The sequence below is a fragment of the Ruegeria sp. CDSC054 genome, assembly GCF_059610645.1.
Window position 1 is genome coordinate 139,167 of sequence record NZ_JBXWOA010000008.1, and the last position, 19,584, is coordinate 158,750.

22 protein-coding genes are annotated in these 19,584 nt (G+C 56.5%); 8 read left to right on the forward strand and 14 right to left on the reverse strand.

The window, feature by feature from the left end:
* Positions 1–141: 141 nt before the first annotated feature.
* From AC2FGC_RS16035 to AC2FGC_RS16045, 3 genes are all read left to right on the forward strand, one after another.
* Positions 142–426, forward strand: a complete 285-nt coding sequence (locus tag AC2FGC_RS16035) for a hypothetical protein (protein ID WP_496726541.1) — start codon at positions 142–144, stop codon at positions 424–426.
* On the forward strand, positions 398–1,099 hold the full coding sequence (locus tag AC2FGC_RS16040) for a winged helix-turn-helix domain-containing protein (protein ID WP_058279725.1): 702 nt from the start codon (positions 398–400) through the stop codon (positions 1,097–1,099). Before AC2FGC_RS16035 ends, AC2FGC_RS16040 begins: the two co-directional genes overlap by 29 nt.
* A gap of 108 nt (positions 1,100–1,207) precedes the next feature.
* Entirely contained in the window at positions 1,208–2,779 is a 1,572-nt protein-coding gene (locus tag AC2FGC_RS16045) for a DUF427 domain-containing protein (RefSeq protein WP_496726540.1), read from the forward strand.
* Positions 2,780–2,865: 86 nt separating this feature from the next.
* Here the strand turns inward: AC2FGC_RS16045 and AC2FGC_RS16050 are convergent, their stop codons facing one another.
* The 6 genes from AC2FGC_RS16050 to AC2FGC_RS16075 form a co-directional block, all read right to left on the reverse strand.
* Complete coding sequence (locus AC2FGC_RS16050) at positions 2,866–3,657, reverse strand: DUF1217 domain-containing protein (protein WP_496726539.1); 792 nt, start codon at positions 3,655–3,657, stop codon at positions 2,866–2,868.
* A complete protein-coding gene (gene flbT, locus AC2FGC_RS16055) occupies positions 3,657–4,055 on the reverse strand; it encodes a flagellar biosynthesis repressor FlbT (RefSeq protein ID WP_109310643.1) in 399 nt (132 codons plus the stop codon). The genes AC2FGC_RS16050 and flbT overlap by 1 nt, the downstream gene beginning before the upstream one ends.
* Entirely contained in the window at positions 4,055–4,429 is a 375-nt protein-coding gene (flaF, locus tag AC2FGC_RS16060; protein ID WP_496726538.1) for a flagellar biosynthesis regulator FlaF, read from the reverse strand. The genes flbT and flaF overlap by 1 nt, the downstream gene beginning before the upstream one ends.
* Positions 4,430–4,506: 77 nt before the next feature.
* On the reverse strand, positions 4,507–5,718 hold the full coding sequence (locus AC2FGC_RS16065) for a flagellin N-terminal helical domain-containing protein (RefSeq protein WP_170417286.1): 1,212 nt from the start codon (positions 5,716–5,718) through the stop codon (positions 4,507–4,509).
* Positions 5,719–5,929: 211 nt separating this feature from the next.
* A complete protein-coding gene (locus AC2FGC_RS16070) occupies positions 5,930–6,289 on the reverse strand; it encodes a flagellar biosynthesis protein FlgN (RefSeq protein ID WP_496739363.1) in 360 nt (119 codons plus the stop codon).
* Positions 6,273–6,554 carry a rod-binding protein gene (locus tag AC2FGC_RS16075; RefSeq protein WP_496726536.1) on the reverse strand — a complete coding sequence of 94 codons (282 nt, stop codon included), beginning with the start codon at positions 6,552–6,554 and terminating at the stop codon, positions 6,273–6,275. Before AC2FGC_RS16075 ends, AC2FGC_RS16070 begins: the two co-directional genes overlap by 17 nt.
* Positions 6,555–6,665: 111 nt before the next feature.
* Here AC2FGC_RS16075 and AC2FGC_RS16080 point away from each other — a divergent pair, with 111 nt between their 5' ends.
* Genes AC2FGC_RS16080 through AC2FGC_RS16090 form a run of 3 tightly spaced genes read left to right on the forward strand, consistent with a single transcriptional unit; the run spans position 6,666 to position 9,466 of the window.
* Positions 6,666–7,877 carry a flagellar hook-length control protein FliK gene (locus AC2FGC_RS16080; RefSeq protein WP_496782865.1) on the forward strand — a complete coding sequence of 404 codons (1,212 nt, stop codon included), beginning with the start codon at positions 6,666–6,668 and terminating at the stop codon, positions 7,875–7,877.
* Positions 7,874–8,545, forward strand: coding sequence for a flagellar hook capping FlgD N-terminal domain-containing protein (locus AC2FGC_RS16085; RefSeq protein WP_496782867.1), 672 nt, complete (start codon positions 7,874–7,876; stop codon positions 8,543–8,545). Before AC2FGC_RS16080 ends, AC2FGC_RS16085 begins: the two co-directional genes overlap by 4 nt.
* A 54-nt stretch (positions 8,546–8,599) precedes the next feature.
* On the forward strand, positions 8,600–9,466 hold the full coding sequence (locus AC2FGC_RS16090) for a phosphotransferase family protein (protein ID WP_496782869.1): 867 nt from the start codon (positions 8,600–8,602) through the stop codon (positions 9,464–9,466).
* Here AC2FGC_RS16090 and AC2FGC_RS16095 read toward each other — a convergent pair.
* The 5 genes from AC2FGC_RS16095 to AC2FGC_RS16115 all read right to left on the reverse strand — a co-directional run bounded on the left by AC2FGC_RS16095 (position 9,463) and on the right by AC2FGC_RS16115 (position 14,758).
* Positions 9,463–10,773 (reverse strand): NAD(P)/FAD-dependent oxidoreductase, encoded by a 1,311-nt coding sequence (locus tag AC2FGC_RS16095; RefSeq protein WP_496782871.1) that lies wholly within the window; start codon positions 10,771–10,773, stop codon positions 9,463–9,465. The two genes, AC2FGC_RS16090 and AC2FGC_RS16095, sit on opposite strands and share 4 nt — an antisense overlap.
* Complete coding sequence (locus AC2FGC_RS16100; RefSeq protein ID WP_058272596.1) at positions 10,770–11,588, reverse strand: ABC transporter permease; 819 nt, start codon at positions 11,586–11,588, stop codon at positions 10,770–10,772. The genes AC2FGC_RS16095 and AC2FGC_RS16100 overlap by 4 nt, the downstream gene beginning before the upstream one ends.
* Entirely contained in the window at positions 11,585–12,475 is an 891-nt protein-coding gene (locus tag AC2FGC_RS16105; RefSeq protein ID WP_108861206.1) for an ABC transporter permease subunit, read from the reverse strand. The genes AC2FGC_RS16100 and AC2FGC_RS16105 overlap by 4 nt, the downstream gene beginning before the upstream one ends.
* A complete protein-coding gene (locus tag AC2FGC_RS16110; RefSeq protein WP_109310740.1) occupies positions 12,475–13,602 on the reverse strand; it encodes an ABC transporter ATP-binding protein in 1,128 nt (375 codons plus the stop codon). Before AC2FGC_RS16110 ends, AC2FGC_RS16105 begins: the two co-directional genes overlap by 1 nt.
* 70 nt (positions 13,603–13,672) lie before the next feature.
* Positions 13,673–14,758: a polyamine ABC transporter substrate-binding protein gene (locus tag AC2FGC_RS16115; RefSeq protein WP_496782873.1), complete on the reverse strand. Its 1,086-nt coding sequence runs from the start codon at positions 14,756–14,758 to the stop codon at positions 13,673–13,675.
* A gap of 140 nt (positions 14,759–14,898) precedes the next feature.
* On the opposite strand from AC2FGC_RS16115, the gene AC2FGC_RS16120 reads away from it, so the two are divergent.
* Together AC2FGC_RS16120 and AC2FGC_RS16125 are read left to right on the forward strand one after the other, a co-directional pair.
* Entirely contained in the window at positions 14,899–15,582 is a 684-nt protein-coding gene (locus tag AC2FGC_RS16120) for a GntR family transcriptional regulator (protein ID WP_496726530.1), read from the forward strand.
* A 76-nt stretch (positions 15,583–15,658) separates the two neighbouring features.
* The gene (locus tag AC2FGC_RS16125; protein WP_496726529.1) at positions 15,659–17,056 is read left to right on the forward strand and encodes an aspartate aminotransferase family protein; all 1,398 of its coding nucleotides are present in this window, start codon (positions 15,659–15,661) and stop codon (positions 17,054–17,056) included.
* Positions 17,057–17,445: 389 nt separating this feature from the next.
* Here the strand turns inward: AC2FGC_RS16125 and AC2FGC_RS16130 are convergent, their stop codons facing one another.
* The 3 genes from AC2FGC_RS16130 to AC2FGC_RS16140 form a co-directional block, all read right to left on the reverse strand.
* Positions 17,446–18,630, reverse strand: coding sequence for a lytic murein transglycosylase (locus AC2FGC_RS16130; RefSeq protein WP_496782905.1), 1,185 nt, complete (start codon positions 18,628–18,630; stop codon positions 17,446–17,448).
* Positions 18,590–18,736: a hypothetical protein gene (locus AC2FGC_RS16135; RefSeq protein WP_496768705.1), complete on the reverse strand. Its 147-nt coding sequence runs from the start codon at positions 18,734–18,736 to the stop codon at positions 18,590–18,592. Before AC2FGC_RS16135 ends, AC2FGC_RS16130 begins: the two co-directional genes overlap by 41 nt.
* Before the next feature lie 71 nt (positions 18,737–18,807).
* Positions 18,808–19,521 carry a helix-turn-helix transcriptional regulator gene (locus AC2FGC_RS16140; RefSeq protein WP_170563635.1) on the reverse strand — a complete coding sequence of 238 codons (714 nt, stop codon included), beginning with the start codon at positions 19,519–19,521 and terminating at the stop codon, positions 18,808–18,810.
* Between the last annotated feature and the right edge of the window lie 63 nt (positions 19,522–19,584).

A 19,584-nucleotide genomic window follows, 5' to 3' on the forward strand; every position in this document is an offset into this window, starting at 1 on the left:
CACGGACCGCAAACGTGATGCCCCAACACTGGGTCCGCCCCCTTCAGACAAGCAATAACGGGTGATTGTTATCCGATATCACGCCCCTCAAACCCCTTAGGTTATTGAATATCGTGCAAACCCATGCGCAGGATGCAGCCTATGAAACCGATCCTCTCTTCTCTGGCCGTTGCGGCCCTGATATCGCTAGGTACCGCCGCGTCGGCAGAGTGCTATGCGGACTACAAGGCCAAGCAGGACAACCCCCTGCGGCTGCATTATGGCGTGATGCAGGTTTCGGCCTGTGACAAAGGCCAGGCCCAACAAGAAGTCGCGCAACGCCTTAGCGCGTCGGGCTGGACCTTGTTGAACGTCATGTCTGTCTTTGGGCCGGAAGGATTGGATAAAAGGAAGGCCAATGCCGGACAATTCTATCTCCGTTACTGAGGCCAGGCGGTCAGGCACACGATTGGTCGGCGCAGGTATAGCGGCAATCGTCCTGATCCTGATAACCGCCGCCGTCTTCCTGTTCTGGACCCTGCCAGACGCCAACGCCTTCAACGCGCGAGTGGAGCGGTTGTTTGTCGAAAGCGACCTGACGTCGCAGACGGAAATCCGGCTGCTTGAGATTCTGGCCCAGTCCGGCACCGCCTTTGCCGATACCCTGTCCAGCTATCGGATGGTGATTTTCGTATTGCTGGTCTTTGCCAGCGCCATGCTTGTGACGGCGCTGGTCTTTTTGGTGATGCTGGTGATGCTGAACCGCCGGATGGCGCAGATCGAGCGCACGGGTATTCAGGTCACGTCGCTGCTGATCAGTCGCGAGGAAAACACCGTATATCTGAATAATATGGACTTCAAACTGACCCCAGCTGCGATGGAGACCCTGTCGGTCCTTGCCGAATCCCGACTGGATGACGAGGTCCTGTCCGGCGTTCAGATCGAAGCAGTGATTTCGGGCAAAAGCGCCGCCGACTGTGACGAAGCTGCCGGCGCCACGCGGATCAAAAGACTGCGTGATGCCCTGGGCAATCAGATGGTCAGCGAGTTGCTGGTCAAGAACATCGCCAAGAAAGGCTATATGCTGTCCATCGAAAAGGACGTGATCCAGATGGTCTGATCCGACGGGGTTTCGCAGCTATCGAACAATAAAAATGCCGAGACCGCCCCTTGGAAATTCCCTTCACAAGGCCCATCCTATAGTGACCCCGGGCCAGGGAGGATGATGATGAACGTCCACGCCACAGCAAGACCAAAGGGCTATGGGATCTCGGTCGAACGGTTAAGCGGTAAAATTGCGATTTACCGGGACCAGGACCTTTTAGCCGAAAGCAGCAACGCCAAGGTCATGTATGAAACGCGGCTGCCGCCGACGATCTACATCCCGCGCGAGGACGTGCTGGTGGATCTCAGCGACGAGACCGAACTGCAAACCTTTTGCCCCTTCAAGGGCACTGCGACCTATCACGACGTCATCCTTGATGGTGAACGACTGGCCAATTCCGTTTGGGCCTATGAGGAGGCCCTGCCAGAAAGCGCCGCCATTCAAGGGCATATCGGATTTTTGCCCAACGCGTATACCCGGATAGATTTGGGCGATAACCAGCTCCGGGAACCCGAAGACGGCAATATCAGTGGTCCTTTGATCGATTGGCTGATGCGTGGGGCGTCTGCGAATGACACGCCTGAGGCATTCACCAAAGCGCTGGCCGAGAAAATGCTGGAGCATGGGATCGCCATCCAGCGCCTGAGCATCCTGACATGGTCCCTGCATCCGCTGATAGCGGGCAAGCACTACATCTGGGAAAAGGGTGAGGCCGAGATTTCGACCAATGTTCCGACCTACGAAATCCACGACCACCCGGCTTATATCAACAGCCCATTACGTCATGTGTCGAACGGGCTGGGCGGCGTGCGACAGCGGCTGAACGCGGAAAATCCCCACAATAGCTTTCCAATAATGGAGGACCTGCGTGAAAAAGGGGCGACCGACTATGTCGCCATGCCGTTGCCGTTCTCGGATGGACGTACCAACGTTCTGACCCTGACCTGCGATCACCCGGACGGTTTCACGACGGAAAACCTTGGGCTGGTGTTCGAATGCTCGCTGGTCATCGCCCGGTTTTATGAGGTTTTCATGCAGCGCGAGAACGCTCAGGTCCTGCTTGAAACCTATGTTGGCAAACGCTCGGGCGCGCGCGTCTTAGGGGGTGAGATCCGGCGCGGTGACGGGGATGAAATTGATGCCGCCATTATGTTCTGTGATCTGCGCAATTCGACCAGCTTGGAAGAGAAACTGGGGCGCGCCGACTACATAAATCTACTAAACGACTTTTTTGAAACCGTTTCTGGCATTGTGCATGAAAACGGCGGCGAAGTCCTGAAGTTCATCGGTGACGCGGTCCTTGCCGTGTTTCCAGCGGGTGAGGATTCAAAAAACGCCCGCGAGAACGCGCAGCGAAGCGCCATCAACATCGTAGAAAAGTTGGGAGAGTTGCGCCAGTCAGGTTCCGACAACCATTGTGATTGCTCAATCGGGGTTGCCTACGGGCGCGTGACCTACGGCAATGTCGGTTCACGTGAACGGCTGGACTTTACCGTGATCGGACAAGCCGCGAATATCGCTGCGCGTCTGGGTGAATATGGAAAAACCAAAAACCACAGGATTGTGGTGTCTGCCGATATTGTGCCCGCCTGCGCCAATGCGCTGCCTCTTGGCGACGTCAAGCTGCATAACGTTTCGCAACCGGTCGAGTCTTATGCTCTCAGAACGTCCGCAGATGCCGTTCTGAACGCTTAAGATACAAAAAGCGCGCAGTTCAAATCAATCAGGGCCACCCGACAATGCTTCTGGTGGTCGTCGCGCGTCCGAAGCACTTTTTTGCCTTAGACACCAAGCAGGATTAGCGCAGTCTGCGCCGGGGAAATCGCGCTTTCAAGCTGGGCGATTTTACTACGGGCAAGGAATTGATCTGTCAGCCGCTCTATTGCGGCCTTATCCTCGAATTGGGCCAGATCATCGGACCCGGTCAGCCCTGACAACCTGTCTTTGAACACTTCCAGTTGCTTGTCAATATTCAACTGGCCAAAGCTGGACGGTAACCCCAGAGCATTTTCCATCATCCGCCGCAGCGGAGGCAAGCTCATCAAATCAAACCACTTGGTATCTTTGCTGCCTTCCTTTTGAGCCAGCTCCCCCAGAGCATGCTGCGCATACAAAGCGATCCGCATCGTTTCATCTGATTCACCCACAGCAATTTCAAATCGCGACACGACACTGTCACGTGCAATCTCTTCCATGTTGGTGATCAGCCCGGTTTTTCGCACCTCGCCCGGCCCAAACCCAAACGCCTCGGAAAACTGCCGGTACCTTTTGTCGGACAGACGATTGGACAACGCATCCTGCGCCTTGGTCCCGTCGGACAGGATCTTCTGGATGAAATAGCGATTGTCCAAGTCGGATTCCAACCCAAAGGCGCCAAGTGCAACTTGCAACAGCCGGCGATCGGACACCAATTCCTCTGCTGTCTGGACCTTTTTGATCTTCTCCAAAAAGTACTCACTGTCCCTTTTGTTGACAGGGGACGAAGAAAAACTGTCGATCTGCGCGTCATATGTCCGCTGCAGGAATCGCCAGCCGACAATGCCGCTTGAAGGTATGACCGGCTGGAACGTCATTACTGGTAGGCCATCAGGCGCTCTTCGCGGGGCAGCAGCGCGCGCAAGGCTTTAAGGCATTTGTAAAACTGCTGATCCAGAAGCGCTTGCGTTGCCTCGGACAGAACCCGGCGACTGTCGGCGTCGGTGAAGACCTGGCTCAGCTCTTCGACGCGCCGCAACAATTGTTGGCGTGCCTGATCGGGTTCCATATCTCCAGACAGCACCAGCTGAGCAGCATAGCAGACACGTCGAACCGGAGTGTTCACCTGGTCCGGGTGGATCGCATCCCGCAGGCGCAGTACGTTCGCCTCAGGCGTCATGATCGAAAACCGACTGCGGCGATCACCATTTTCCACGACCACACCATTGATCAAAACCCGTTCTTTCGGCGCCAATTTCAAAACCAACCCTGCCATCAGGTAGCCCCCATTTGGCGAAGACCGCGCAGAACCGCCATGTTGATCTCCAACAATGGCTCAACCGAGGCTTTGTTCCCCAATACCTGGCTGCTGTGTTGTTCGGTGAATTCAGCCAGATAGAATATCCGCGCACGCAGATCATTTGGCAGCGCATTGTCAGAGTCCGTGACGCCACTGGCCAGAACGGTCCACAGTCGCCGGTTTTCGTGCAAAGCCTGCACAAACGCGCCGAAATCTGATTTTTGGCGGGCCGCGGCGGCCTTGAGCCTGCGCGTGATTTTCGAAATCGCTTCGTATTCCGTATCGCGCGGGGTGCGCGTTGGCGCGGCGGTCTGTGCATATGCTCGTTGTGCGAGGGCTTGCGGGGTCACTTAATATCCTTCCGGTAATCTGCCACTTGGCGGTCAGTATCGGGGCGCGTTGCCGCGCCCCGACCATGTTCCTTAACTTAGCGGAACAGTGACAGAATCGACTGCGGTGCCTGATTTGCGATCGACAGCGACTGGGTTGCCAGCTGTTGCTGAACCTGAAGCGCCTGCAGACGTGCCGAGGTTTCTTCCATATCCGCATCGACCAATGACCCGATTCCGGATTTGAACGAATCCGCCAGGTTCGAAATGAACTCCTTCTGCGTTTCGATCCGACCTTGCGAAGAACCAAAAGCCGCCGATGCATCGATCGATGTGTCAATCAGCGTCTCGATTGTGGCCAACGCGGCCGTAGCACCTGCACCGGTTGAAACATCAATGCCCGTCAATGCGCCAAGACCGCCTGAACCCGCGTTCACATACTGAGCCGAGAACGAAATGTCCGTGCCGGTGGCATTGGCAACGGACAAGGTGCCCGCGGTGCCCGAGTCATAATCAACAGTCAGACCCGTGATACCAAGTTCATCAATTTTCGCCTTCAAACCCACTGCAACGATATCACCGGTCGTAGAGGCCGCAGCATCCGTTGCAGAAACCGTGTAGGATACGACCTGATCGTCGATCGCCAACACAACCTTGTCACCTGCAGCAAACGCACCACTGGATTCATCCGTTACCAGCGCAGTTGCCGAAGTTGTGCCGTTGTCAATCGTCGCACCAACGCGGTCGTTGCCGGTGGAAGACCCGGTCGAACCGTCAAACACCTGAGCCGCCGTGTACCCGCCGGTAGAAAGGTCCTGACCCGCAACAGTGATAGACGACGCGGTCACGTTGCCAGAGTTGTCCCGGTCAAGAGACGCCAGGATCGAAGCGGAACCCGCCGAGCCGTTAACCAGGTTGAGGCCGTTGAATTGCGCGGCGTTAACAACCGAGTTTATCTGGCCCTTTAACGCGGTGACATCGTCGTTGATCTTGTCGCGATCTACGTTGTCTTCCTGTGCTGCAACGATCTTGCTTTTCATCTGAGACAGCAGATCGGTGACCGTTTCGGACGCGTTACGCGCAACCGCTACGGTGGACTCACCCAGTGCCAGGCTGTCTTTGATCGCGTTGAAGCCTTTGACATCCGATTCCATGACCTTGGAAATCGCCCAGACGGCCGAGTTGTCTTTCGCAGTCGCAACGTCCTTACCGGTGGAGATCGCGTTCCGCGTTGCCCCAAGATCCTTGTTGACCGACTTGAGAGTTTGCAGCGCAACCATGGCGCCATTGTTTGTCAGAATGCTGGACATTAGCTTTCTTCCTTTTCCGTTCGGGCCCTTTTCGCCCATGCTCATCCCGCCACTGGTGCGGGCTTTGACGTCTTTCTGATCGGTGCGATCCGCCGTCGGGCTGTTCGCGCCACCTGATTTGTCCAGGTGCCCGAACACCTTTGACGTCGATCCCCTAACGGAGTGCTAAAGCGCGGAATTCAGAAACCTCGGATTTGAATTAAACCCGTATCTATGCCCGTTTTTCCAGCTTGGCTTGATGGCGGACGGCGAATTCGCTGCGCTGCCCGTCCGCACCATAGGTGCTGAATTCCTGCCGCACGCGCCGTAACTCGGCCATGCGGTTGGCCACCGCGCGAATCCCTTCGGCGGCGCTGTTTAGTAACGCCTGATTCCGCTCGACCTTTCTTTGCAGGCGGATCAGCTCATCACTATCAGGGACATCAAGATCATTGAGTGCCCCAATCAGCTTTTCCTTTTCCGGAGCCGTATGATGCAGACAATCCAGATCGCCCTGCACCAGCGCGTTTCGCTCAAGCTCAAGAACGTCTTCGAGTGATTTTACTAGGTCGGTTTCAGACGTCTTTGGCATCGGTTTTCTCCATCATGGATTGGAACAGGGTTTCGGACAGGCCAACGCCACCGGATCTGGCCAGCGCACGGGCCTGATGCTGAACAAGAAATGAGGCAAACTGATCTTCGCCCGCACCGCCGCCAAAGGATTGGCGCGCTTTGCCCAGCCCGGCCGATTTCAACATCTCACTCAGAAACGAAGCCTCTAGTTCTATCGCCGCCTCCCGCAATTTCTGGGAATAGGCGGGGGGTTGAGATGGGGAGAGAGGCGGGGAAACCTTCATTGCTTTCTCCAAAAATTGCATCGAACTTTTTCGATCAAAAGCGAAAGCAGTTAAAATAAACGTAACTTCCTGCAGGCAGGTTTCCGGTCACACAACCGGAGTCGGAGCATAATGCCCAACCCTCTTTCAGTGATGTCATCCTCGCCAACCGCAACCGCCAAACCCCACGGAATCAATCCCGAGCAGGGGGATGAAAGTGGCGCTACGTTTGAGGCCGTGCTCAATCAACACAAAGGTGAGAACAAAGAAAAAGCAGCCGCTCTCAAAGGCGCTGAACCTGAACTGGACGTGGACGTTGAAACGGACGAGGCTGTCTTGCTTGAAGATGCAGAAGTGTCCGCTGATCGCAACCAGAGTGAGCGGACACCCCTTCTGGACACGCGCCTTGAAGTGAACACAAAACGCGATCCCACCGAAACACCCGTGTCAGCTGCGTTACCCGACGCGCGCAGTCCGAAAGTGCCTGAAACCGAGCAAACCGGCCAGGCCAACACTGTCGATAGACCGGATGCAGGCATCAATGGTTCGCACAAAGTCGCCCCGGATTTTCGGCACAACGCGGCTTTGAGGCCCGCGTCACAACCAATGGCAACACGGGGGCAGGCGAACCTCGCGACTTCTGTGTTTCAACCTGTGGGTATATCCCCAAAAGAGACCGCAGACCTGACCGTTCATCCAGAGCGGCACCAGCGTGAAACGCAACGTCCGCCGCAAAGCAATCTTGCACCTCAACAAACGACCAACCCGGATCGCGCACCAAGCATCGCTCAATTGCAGATGTTCGCGCCGGAAAAAACCCGAGCTCAGACTGAAGCGACAGCATTTCACGAGGTGGAAGACGTTCACGCCCTCAGAGCAGATTCGCCCGTTTCGGCGGGTCGGGATTCGGTATCTTCTACGCAAGTCATGGCACAGACTGCCCGGTCCGAGACAGCGCGCGCCGTCGCCGGGCAAATGGCGGCCGTCATCAATACTCAGCCGAAATCCGGTTCAGTTGAGATCGCGCTGAACCCCGAAGAACTGGGGCGAGTGTCCATCATGTTGAACGGTCGCGATGACGGATTGCATCTGACAATTTCCGCCGAGCGCCCGGAAACCCTCGAGATGATACGGCGTCATTTGGCGGTGCTGGAAGAAGAGTTCAAAAATTTTGGCTTGGGCGATCTGTCAATTGACCTTGGGACATCCGAAGACGCCGAGCAGAACCAGGCCGGCCAGCAGAAAGGATCGCGTGCTGAGACCGCGCAACTCACCGATTCCTCTTCAAACGCGTCACCCATTCCCAAAACCGGCCCCGTTGGCCGCATCGACATGAGGTTGTGAAATTGATTACCCCGACCCAACCCAACGCCCAACCGTCAGCCACAGCGCAATACAAAGACGCGCCAAAGCAAACAGGTCTGGCGTCAGACTTTGAGACATTCCTTACAATGCTGACCGTACAGGCCCAGAATCAGGATCCTTTGAAACCATTGGATGCCTCAGAATATGCATCGCAACTGGCGCAATTCTCGATGGTCGAACAACAAGTTCAGACAAATGATTTGTTGGCGACACTTGGACAGGCGCTGGGTGGTGCAAATCTAACCAAACTCGGCAAATGGATCGGGATGGACGTTCGAGCGCCCGCGGCTTTCCAATATGAGAGCGAGCCTGTGACGCTGTTTGCTACACCTGCACCCGAGGCTGACAAGGCAGTCATAGTCATCCGCGACAGTGACGGTGCCGTTGTCGATCGTGTGGCTGTTTCCACGACCGACGATAAAACAGTTTGGACTGGTCAGGGAAGCGATGGGCAGCCTCTGGCGGCGGGGAGTTACTCGGCCACACTGGAAAGTTATGATGGCGACGAGCTGTTATCGACACAGCTGGCAGAGACCTATGGCGAAGTTGTCGAAGCTCAGGTTACGGACAATCAGGTTATGCTGACCCTCGAAAGCGGGCAGGTTGTCGCTGCCACGATGGTAACCGGGGTCAGAGCCGGAACTTGATCTGCCGGGCAGGACAGTTCAAACCTTGGCAGATTCGACTCGCTAACTGCATTGGTGAAACTCCTGCCTGCCCCAACCCACCCCCCTTCTGATCTGATCGACGATCTGCGCGCCCGTGGCCTTGTTCAGCCCGGCGCAGAGTTTCAAACGTTGTATGGCGGGCGAACAAATCAGGTCTGGAAAGTACTGGGTGGCAGCGGTGACAAGGTTCTGAAGCTGTATCGCGCTACACCGCGCAATCCACTGTTTCGCAACGATCCCGAACTCGAAGCGCAATGCCTGCGCGCCCTTGAGCCCACCGGATTTGTTCCCCGCCTGCGTGCGACCGGAACACATGATACAGGCCATTGGGTGTTCTACGATCACGCCCCCGGATCACCGTGGCAAGAAGGGCCTGAGAGTGTCGCCGGTTTGCTGCGTGAATTGCATAGGCTTGATGTTTCGGTCCAAGCGCCGGATGGCTGCAATGGCAGCAGGGATCTGGCTGAACATGCCGAACGTATTCTCAGCGTCTGCACCTCTGATACACGCGCACGGCTCGCGCAGTTGCGCCCCAAAGGCCATGTGCCCGCGACCGCACACACATGCCTGATCCATGGCGATACCGTGGCCGGAAACATCCTTGTCGCGCCGACTGGCATAACCCTGATCGACTGGCAGTGCCCGGCTTGGGGCGATCCGAGCGAGGACATTGCAATGTTCCTTTCCCCGGCCATGCAACGGCTTTACCGGGGCGCACCCCTAAGCGGCGCCGAGGAAGAGCGGTTTCTGGCTGCATATGGTCACGATGAAACTATCGCGCGATACCGGGATTTGCGCCCGTGGTATGCGTGGCGCATGGCTGCCTACTGTTTGTGGCGCATCGAAAACGGGGCTGCGGATTATGCCCAAACGCTCGAACTGGAAGTCGCCGCGCTTTAGAGCGATAACCGATCCGCGATTGCCATCGCAGCATAGGCGGGCGGCATCAAGGCGCGCCGCCAGAACCCAAGAGGAAACCGTCCCGGCGGCTGTGCAATCGGCGCGGGCAACTCGGTCTGTTTATCCAAAACCACGCGGGCAAGGGCGCGCCCGCAATACGTCCCCATGGCAACGCCGTTCCCGTGATAGGCAAAGGCGGCAAACATTCCGGGTTGATCGGGAACCGGCCCGACATAAGGCGTCAGCTTGCGCGACAGGCACACCATTCCGGACCACATATGGGTCACATCCACATCTTTCCATTCTGGAAACATGGCCTGAAAGTCCCGACGCATTGTCCGGCGAATGGCGGCCTCGGCCCGAGGGGACGACTGTAACCCTCCGCGCATGCCGAACAGGAACCTCCGATCAGGCATCAGGCGGAAATAGTGCAGCAGGTTTCGGGTGTCATAACACATCTGCTCCGAAGTCCACCCCTGCGCTTGCAACTCAGCGTCTGACAATGGCCGGGTCACCAGAACCGTGGATTGCGCGGGCATGTATCGTCCCGACAACCAGGGCGGCATATCCTCGCTGGAGTATCCGTTCGTACAAATCAGAACATTCGTGGCGCGGATTTGACCTGATCCGGATTCAATATCGAACCCGGCCTGAGCTTTCCTGATGGTTTCAACTGGCGATTTCTGGAAAAGCTGTACGCCCCGCGCCTGGGCCGCACCTGCCAAGCCAAACAGGTACTTTCGAGGGTTAAGAGCGAAACCAACCGGATTTGTATAGGCACCATGAAAGGAACCGCCCAGACCCAGGTGTTGCAGGTCATCAGAATCGTACAAGACACCTGATGCTTCTGCGTTACGACGTAGCTTTTCCATCGCCCGTGCCGAATGGGCCAGTTGGGTTTCCCCTTTCGAATGGGTATCGGCGTCGATCTGATGCTGTTCCAACAAATCTGCGACAAGCTGAACAGCGTCTTCTTCCGCTTGTTCGTACGACTGCGCAGCCTCAGCACCAAACCCACGGACCAAAGCCGCATGGCTCAGCTTAGACCCTCCGAGACAGCAAAATCCTCCATTCCGGCCCGAGGCACCCCACCCCGGGGTTGCGGCCTCAAGAACCGCAACTTTCACACCTGCCTCGGCCAGATGCAGGGCTGCCGAAAGCCCCGTGAAGCCGCCGCCGACGATTGCGACGTCAACGTTCAGATCACCTTTATGGGTCGGCCAATCAGGTGCCGAAATTGTCTGATCCCACCAGCAGTTCTGACGGGGTCCAGGCCCATAGGTGTAGTTCGGAAAAAGACGTTTCATTCGGTGCGCGCAGCGGCAAGTTCATCCTGCTTTTGCCGAACCATTGCGCGTTTCGTCACCAGCGAGGCGGTGATGACGCCAACCGTGACGACTGCAATCATGATGGTAGACAGCGCGTTGATCTCGGGGCTGACGCCCAGACGCACGGCCGAGAATATCTTGATCGGCAGCGTTGTCGCCGACGGGCCCGAGGTAAAGGACGCGATAACCAGATCGTCCAGCGATAGGGTAAAAGCCAGCAGCCAGCCTGAAATCACCGCGGGCGCAATGATCGGCAGTGTCACAAGACGGAACGCCTGCGCTGGCGAACATCCCAGATCCAAAGCGGCCTCTTCCAGCGACTTGTCAAATGTCACAAGGCGCGAGGACACGACGACCGACACAAAGCACATCGAAAAGGTTGTGTGGGCCAGAACGATGGTCAGAATGCCCCGATCCAGTCCAATACCGATAAACAGCAGCAGCAACGACAGGCCGGTGATCACTTCGGGCATTACCAGAGGTGCGTAAATCATTCCGGAAAACAGTGTCCTGCCAAAAAACCGCCCGCCACGGACCAGAACATATGCGGCAGCGGTGCCAAGAACCGTGGCCAATGTGGATGAGAACACCGCAACCCGTATTGTCACCCAGGCCGCGTTCAGAAATGCCTCATTCTGGGCAAGCTCACCGTACCATTTGGTCGAGAACCCTGCCCATACTGTGACCAGCTTGCTTTCGTTGAAGCTGAAGATGATCAGGATGACCATAGGGATGTAGAGGAACGCAAAGCCCAGTGTCAGAGACACCGCGTTGAACCAACTCAGCCTGTTCATTGCTCGGCCTCCGTCTGTTTCTGCTGGTTGCGCTGGAACAGCACAATCGGGATCACGAGGATCAGCAACAACACAACGGCAACGGCACTGGCCACCGGCCAATCGCGGTTTGAGAAGAACTCTTCCCACAGCACCTTGCCGATCATTAGCGTGCTGGACCCGCCCAACAGCGACGGGATCACGAATTCACCGATCACCGGGATCATCACCAGAAAACAGCCGGCAATGATGCCGGGGCGCGACAGCGGTATAGTCACCAGCCAGAACGCCTTCAGACGGGAACAGCCCAGATCTTCGGCTGCTTCGATCAGGGATTCATCCATGCGCTCCAACGACGAATAAATCGGCAGGATCATGAAGGGCAAATAGGTGTAGACGATACCGATGTAGACGGCAGTGTTGGTGTTCAAAATGGTCAGCGGGGTCGAAATGATACCCAGCCACAACAAAATCTGGTTCAGATAGCCTTCATTGCTGAGAATTCCCATCCACGCGTAAACGCGGATCAGGAACGAAGTCCAGAACGGCAGGATCACCAGCATCATCAGCGTCGGGCGCCATTCGGCTGGCGCACGGGCCATTCCATAGGCAATCGGATAACCCACCAGCAACGTCAGAACCGTCGAGATCAGAGCGATCTTGACGCTGGACAGGTAGGCTTTCCAGTAAAGGTCATCTTCGGTCAGCCAGACGAAGTTTTCGAAATCCAACTGGCTGAAAAAGTCGGTTATCCCAGACCAACCCTGCGACAGATCCAGTGTCGGCGTATATGGCGGGATCGCCAGTTCGACATCCGACAGCGAAATCTTCAGAACGATAAAAAACGGTATCAGAAACAGGGCCAGCAGCCAGACATAAGGAACAGCGATCAGAAGGGCGCGGCGCATCAGTTTGCCAACAAAACCGCAGCCGTTGCCGTCCATGACAGCCAGACCGGGTCTTCCCAAGTAAACGAACGGCGCGAGATTCGGCGCGTGTTGGCCGATTGCGCCTTGATGATGGTGCCATTCGGCAGCTCGACGTAGTATGTGGACAGGTTGCCCAGATAGGCAATGTCAAGCACCTTGCCCTGAACCGCGTTGATGGCATCCGCCGGGCGGTCGGCCGAGATCGTCACCTTTTCGGGGCGGATCGCCAGATGGCAGCTTTGCCCGTTCGAGAATTCTGTCGACGAGGTTGCGGTCAGCGGCGATTGCCCCTCAGCCCAGTCGATTTGGTAGGCTTCATCGCCGTTCGCGGTCGCCCGGCCTTCGATGATATTCACATCTCCAATAAAGTCAGCGACATAGACTGAGTTGGGGTTTTCATAGATCCTGTCCGGCGTCGATACCTGCATCAGCTTGCCCTGATCCATCACGGCGACGCGGCTGGCAACAGTCATCGCCTCTTCCTGATCATGGGTTACGATCACAAAGGTGGTGCCGGTCTTTTCCTGAATGTCCATCAGCTCGAACTGAGTGTCCTGCCGGAGTTTTTTGTCCAGCGCACCCAAGGGTTCGTCCAGCAACAGCAGTTTTGGCGCTTTTGCCAGTGACCGTGCCAGCGCGACCCTCTGCCGTTGGCCACCAGAAATCTGGTGCGGTTTACGGCGGGCGAATTGCTCAAGCCGGGTCAGGCGCAACATCTCTTCCACGCGGTCTTCAAGATCCCGCTTGGGCATATTGTCCCGGCGCAGACCGAAGGCGATGTTCTCCCAGATGCTGAGGTGCGGAAACAGCGCGTAGGACTGGAACATCATGTTCACAGCCCGCTTGTTTGGCGGGATCGGGTCGATGTCCTGCCCGCCCAGCATGATGTGCCCTTCGGTAGGCTTTTCAAACCCTGCCAGCATCCTCATCATGGTCGTCTTGCCGCAGCCAGATGGACCGAGCAAAGCAAAGAATTCCTGTTCGAATATGTCCAGTGACAGGTTGTCGATGGCCGTGAATCCGCCAAAACGTTTGGTCACATTCTGGAATTGGATCAATGGTTTCGCCTGTGGATCTTCCCACGGCGCAAAGACGTTTGTGTTCAAGGCGGCCCCCGTTTCGACGGTCTGATTGAAAGGGCAAGGCGGTCGGGCCGCCTTGCTCAGATACTTCGGTTCAGGTGCCCGATTTGATTTTGGTCCACAGGCGGGTCACGCTCCGCTGCGTTTTGACGGGATAAGGCGTCGTGATGTAGAGATTCTCCATCGTGGCATCACTCGGATAGATTGCCTGATCACCAATCACGTCTTCCTCAAGGAACTCCTGAGAAGCCTTGTTGCCATTGGCATAATACACATAGTTCGATGCGGCAGCCATGTTGTTGGCGTCCAGAATGAAGTTCAAGAACTGGTGTGCGCCTTCCGGGTTCGGAGCATCCGCCGGGATGGCCATCTGGTCGAACCACATCAGCGAACCTTCAGCGAATGGGTGGTATTCAATTTCCACGCCATTTTCGGCCTCGGCCGCGCGATCCCGCGCTTGCAGGATGTCACCTGACCAACCGACAGCTACGCAGATATCGCCATTTGCCAGCGCGTTGATGTATTCCGAGCTGTGGAATTTCTGGATATGCGGGCGAACGCCAGCCAGGACTTCTTCGGCTTTACCGATCACATCGGTGTCATGGCTGTCCGGATCTTCACCGATATACTGCAGCACCATCGGAATAATCTCGGCCGGAGCGTCCAGGAAATGGACGCCGCACGAGGCCAGCTTTTCCATATTCTCTGGTTTCAGAACCAAGTCCATGCTGTTCAGAGCAACGTCATCGCCCAGCACTTCCTTAACCCTACCAACGTTAACGCCGAGGCCGGTCGTCCCCCACATGTAGTTGATCGAATAGGCGTTGTTCGGGTCATAGCCTGCGGTACGTTCCTGAATCACGTCCCATAGGTTTCCTGAATTCGAAAGCTTTGCTTCGTCCAGTTCCTGAAAAGCGCCAGCCTGAATCTGACGCTGTAGAAACGTGCCCGACGGCACAACCACGTCATAGCCTGATCCACCGGCCAGCATCTTGGTTTCCAGAACCTCGTTGCTGTCAAACACGTCGTAGATCAGGGTCAGCCCTGTCTCTTCTTCGAATTTTTTCAGCAGATCCTCGTCGATATAGTCGGACCAGTTGTAGACGCGCACCTCTTCGGCAAAAGCCGCCGAAGTCCCCAGCGCGACAATCGCTGTCATCGTCAGCGTTTTGATTGACATATTTCTCTCCCTGCAAGTGTACGGGTATTCTCCCGTTTTTTTTGATTTGATCAAGTTTTGCGTTTTCCCCCGATCCATCGTATGGTTTCACGAGGTCAGGCGTCTGGCAAGTCGACACCACGCGAAACAGGGTAAACCACTTGGATTTGATCAAAAATAAAGCATCCAGCTCGAAGGTGGATGAGGGAAAAAGACCGGCTCATGAACAGGTGTACCAAACCCTGAAATCTCAGATCATGTACGGTGATCTGGTCCCGGGACAACCCGTCACGATACAGGGTTTGACCGAATCGCTCGGGGTTGGAATGACCCCCGTCCGCGAGGCGATCCGGCGGCTGATTTCGGACGGCGCGCTGGTGTTTCAGGGCAATCGACGGGTCAGCGTGCCGTTATTGTCGGGCACCGATGTCGAGCAGATGATTTTTGCCAGAATATCAATAGAATCAGAGCTTTCCAAACGGGCAACCGCAAATTTAAAGCCTGCTGATATCGATCAGCTCGAGAAGCTTGATCAGCGATTGGATCAGACCATCACAGACGGCGACGTCAGTGGTTACCTGCGCTTGAACCACCAGTTTCATGAAACGTTATATGCGCATGCGGATGCTCCAATTCTCAACGATCTAGCCGAGAGGCTTTGGCTGCGGTTCGGCCCCTCACTACGCGTTGTTTGCGGACGATTCGGAACACATAGCCTGCCGGATCGACACAAGGACATCATCGCAAGTTTGCGAGCGAACGATGCGGAAAAGGTGGCGAAAGCAACTGCTCAGGACATTGAGCAGGGTATGGAATTGATGTCGGACGCTTTGATCCGCGCCTGATTCAGCTCGATTCGATTGACAGCAAAAAATTTGATCATATTGTGACGGGTAACCGCCTTTTGCAGGAGATTCTCTGATGTCGACCATCACCAATCACATGCCAACCGCCGAATTGCAGGCGCTGGATGCGGCGCATCATATGCACCCGTTTTCGGCCAACGGATCATTGAGCGAGGAAGGTGCGCGTGTCATCACTCGTGCCAAAGGCGTGTACCTGACCGATAGCGAAGGCGAAGAGATTCTGGACGCCATGGCGGGTCTTTGGTGCGTCAATATCGGTTACGGTCGCGATGAACTGGCTGAGGTTGCGGCCCGTCAGATGCGTGAACTGCCCTATTACAACACGTTCTTCAAAACGACCCATATTCCGGCCATCGCTTTGGCTGCCAAGATCGCGGAACTGGCGCCGGGGGATCTGAACCATGTGTTCTTCGCGGCGGGCGGGTCCGAGGCAAATGACACCAACATTCGTCTGGTGCGCACCTACTGGGCCGAAAAGGGCCAGCCGGACAAGAACATCATCATCAGCCGCCACAATGCCTATCACGGGTCCTCCGTCGGTTCGGCCTCGCTGGGCGGTATGGCGGGCATGCATGCGCAGGGCGGCATCCCGATCCCGAACATCCACCACATCAACCAGCCGAACTGGTGGGCAGAAGGCGGCGACATGGCGCCGGAAGAATTTGGCCTGGCCCGCGCGCGTGAGCTGGAAGAAGCCATTCTGGAACTGGGCGAAGACCGCGTCGCGGCCTTTATTGCCGAACCCGTGCAGGGTGCGGGAGGGGTGATCGTTGCCCCCGATACCTACTGGCCCGAGATCCAGCGCATTTGCGACAAATACGATATCCTTTTGATCGCCGATGAGGTGATCTGCGGCTTTGGACGCACAGGCAACTGGTTCGGGTCCGAAACAGTTGGTATCAAACCGCATATCATGACAATCGCCAAGGGTCTCAGTTCGGGTTACGCGCCCATCGGCGGATCCATTGTGAATGACGAGATTGCCGAGGTGATCGGCGGCACCGAGTTCAATCACGGCTATACCTATTCCGGCCACCCGGTTGCGGCGGCTGTCGCGCTAGAGAATCTGCGCATCCTCGAAGAAGAAGGCATCGTCGACCACGTCCGCGACGTGGCCGCCCCCTATCTGAAAGAGAAATGGGAGGCCCTGGCCGATCATCCACTCGTCGGTGAGGCCAAGATCGTCGGCATGATGGCCTCGATCGCGTTGACGCCGGACAAGGCCAGCCGCGCCAAATTCGCGTCCGAGCCCGGTACGGTCGGCTACATCTGCCGCGACCGCTGTTTTGCCAACAACCTGATCATGCGCCATGTGGGTGACCGGATGATTATCTCACCCCCGCTGGTCCTGACCCCTGCGGAAATCGACGAGATGTTCGTGCGGATTCACAAGTCACTGGACGAGGCGCAGGCCGAGATCATCGCGCAGGGTCTGATGAAGGCGGCGTCATAGCCCAGATTGCTACTATTCAGGTTTAAGGGGCGCACTGGATGCGCCCCTTCCCACTTTCTGAGTCGCAATTGCCCGTCAATCGATACAGCTCAATTCCTGAACACAACTAGATTCGATCAAATCGAGCGGCAAAAAGAAGTAATTTTGTATCGCGCGACAACCAAAAATTTATCGCGCGATAATTATCTTGATTTGATGTAATTCAGATTCAAGTATGCGAATGCGACTCGGTTAATTGTATTACCTCTACCGGCGTCGCGACCCGCTCTTCTGCTGGGTCCACCTCCCGTCTATCGTAGTGAGTGCCGGTAGTCGGGAGGTTGCACAGCCAATACCTGAGAGAGTATCCGCAGTGCATACCCAGGCAATAGATCAACGCCCCTACATTGTCACCGCAACGCTTCCAAGAGGTTCAGACTGGCGTATCCGTCTGGCAGCAACCCCTGTGCCAATTGATACGCCCGAACAGCTTTGACTGTGTTTGGCCCTGTGCGCCCGTCGACGCCTTGGGTATCAAAGCCAGCCTCGGTCAGGCGGGATTGCAATTCCTTTTTCTCGGTGAAACTCAACACCCGGTCACCACGCGGCCATTCGGTTTGGAACGCCCCCCGTCCGGCAAGACGGTCAGACAGGTGTCCTATCCCGATCACATAGGCGTCGGCACCGTTGTATTCCTCAATCACCTTGAAATTGTCGAAGATCATCAGCGCGACGCCCCGCCCTCCGGCGGGTAACAGAATTGCCGCTTGTCCGTGATCCGAAATGTGGGCGCCACTCGCCGCCACCACGCCACGTGCGGCCCATTGTGAGGGCATCAATGTGTGATCCCGCCTTGCAGTGGAATAGTCGAACCCTTTGGGCAGGGTCACCTCAACGCCCCACGGCTGCCCCTTGGTCCACCCATGCCGCGCCAGATAGGCGGCGGCCGAGGCCAGCGCATCGGTTGGATCGTCCGACCAGATATCGCGCCGCCCATCCCCGTCGAAATCAACTGCGTGGTCCAGAAATGAGGTTGGCATGAACTGCGTATGCCCCATCGCCCCAGCCCAGCTACCCACCATATTGCGCGGGCTGACGTCGCCCGCCTGAATGATCTGCAATGCGGCGATCAACTGGGTTTCGAAAAACTGCGCGCGTCGTGCGTCAAACGCCAATGTCGCCAGTGATCGGATCGTGTGATCACTGCCCCGATAGGTCCCGAACGAGGTCTCAAGCCCCCAAATCGCCGTTACCACCTCTTTTTCAACGCCGTATTTGGCTTCGATACGGGCCAACGTTTCACCGTGACGTTCCAGCCCGGTCTGGCCGTTTCTGATCCGCGTGTCCGAAACGGCGGAATCCAGGTATTCCCAAATGGGTTTCGAAAACTCTGCTTGGTTGCGGTCGCGCCTGATCACGTCCTTATCGTAGGTCAAACCTGCCAGCGACCTGTCCAGTGTTGAGGCTGATATCCCCCGCTCGGACGCCCGTTCACGAAATGCTCCAAGCCACGCCTGGAACCGCGCGTTTCCTTCCGTCGACACCCGGTACTCCTTAGCTGAGGGTCGTAAAACTGGCCGGATGGATATCGCCACGCCAGCTGACGCCAGCTGTATGGCCTGTGATCCGCCCAGAGTATTGATAGATTCCGCCTGCACAATGGATGCCCATAATGCGGCGGTCATAACGCCACCTATGCATTTACGCATTCCGAATTTTCCTGGTTTCTGCTCAACCTCAGAATACCGCAGAATTGGAATTTTCCAAAGCGTTCAGCTTGACCCTTCGCGATCTTTTGCTTTGTGCTGTGCGCGGATCTGGGCAAGGGCTTCTCGCAGCAAGGGGATACGGTTCGGCCTAAAGCTTTCATCTGTCACGGACATTTCGCGGATCCGGTCTAGCCGGAAGACCCGGAAATCCTGCCTCAGATGGCACCAGGAAATCAGAACGTTGGAGCGATCCATATAGACGATACTCAGCGGGTTCACCTTACGACGGGTGTCATCGCCCTTGGCATCGGTATAAGCAAACTCGATCGTGCGCTCATCCCACGTGGCTTGTCGCAAGTCCCCGACCGTGATGGTGGGCTTGGCCGGGCGATCAAACCGCGTCGCTGTCAACACGGCATGGGTCAGCCGGTGCGACTGACGCTGGGGTAGGCGTCCCTGAAGTTTTCGTAACGCATTGCCTGCCGCATCCGCTAAACCGGGGTCGCCAATGGCCTGCACCTCTCGCAACCCCAACACCAGCGCTTCAAGCTCATCATCTGTGAATCCAAGCGGCGGCAGTGTTGCGTCTTCGATCAGGGTAAAGCCAAAACCGGCCTCACCGTCGATCACCGCCCCAAGCCCGCGTAACGACTCAATATCGCGATGAACGGTGCGCGGCGACACGCCCAGATCCTGCGCCAGTTGTTGGGACGTTCTTGGCGAAGGGCCAGAGCGCAAGGCTTGCATCAATTGGAACAGACGGGCGGTTCGGGACATAATGCAGGTTAATCTAAACCTGATGACAGAAACTGTCATCAGGCAAAGGTATCCCTCGGGCAT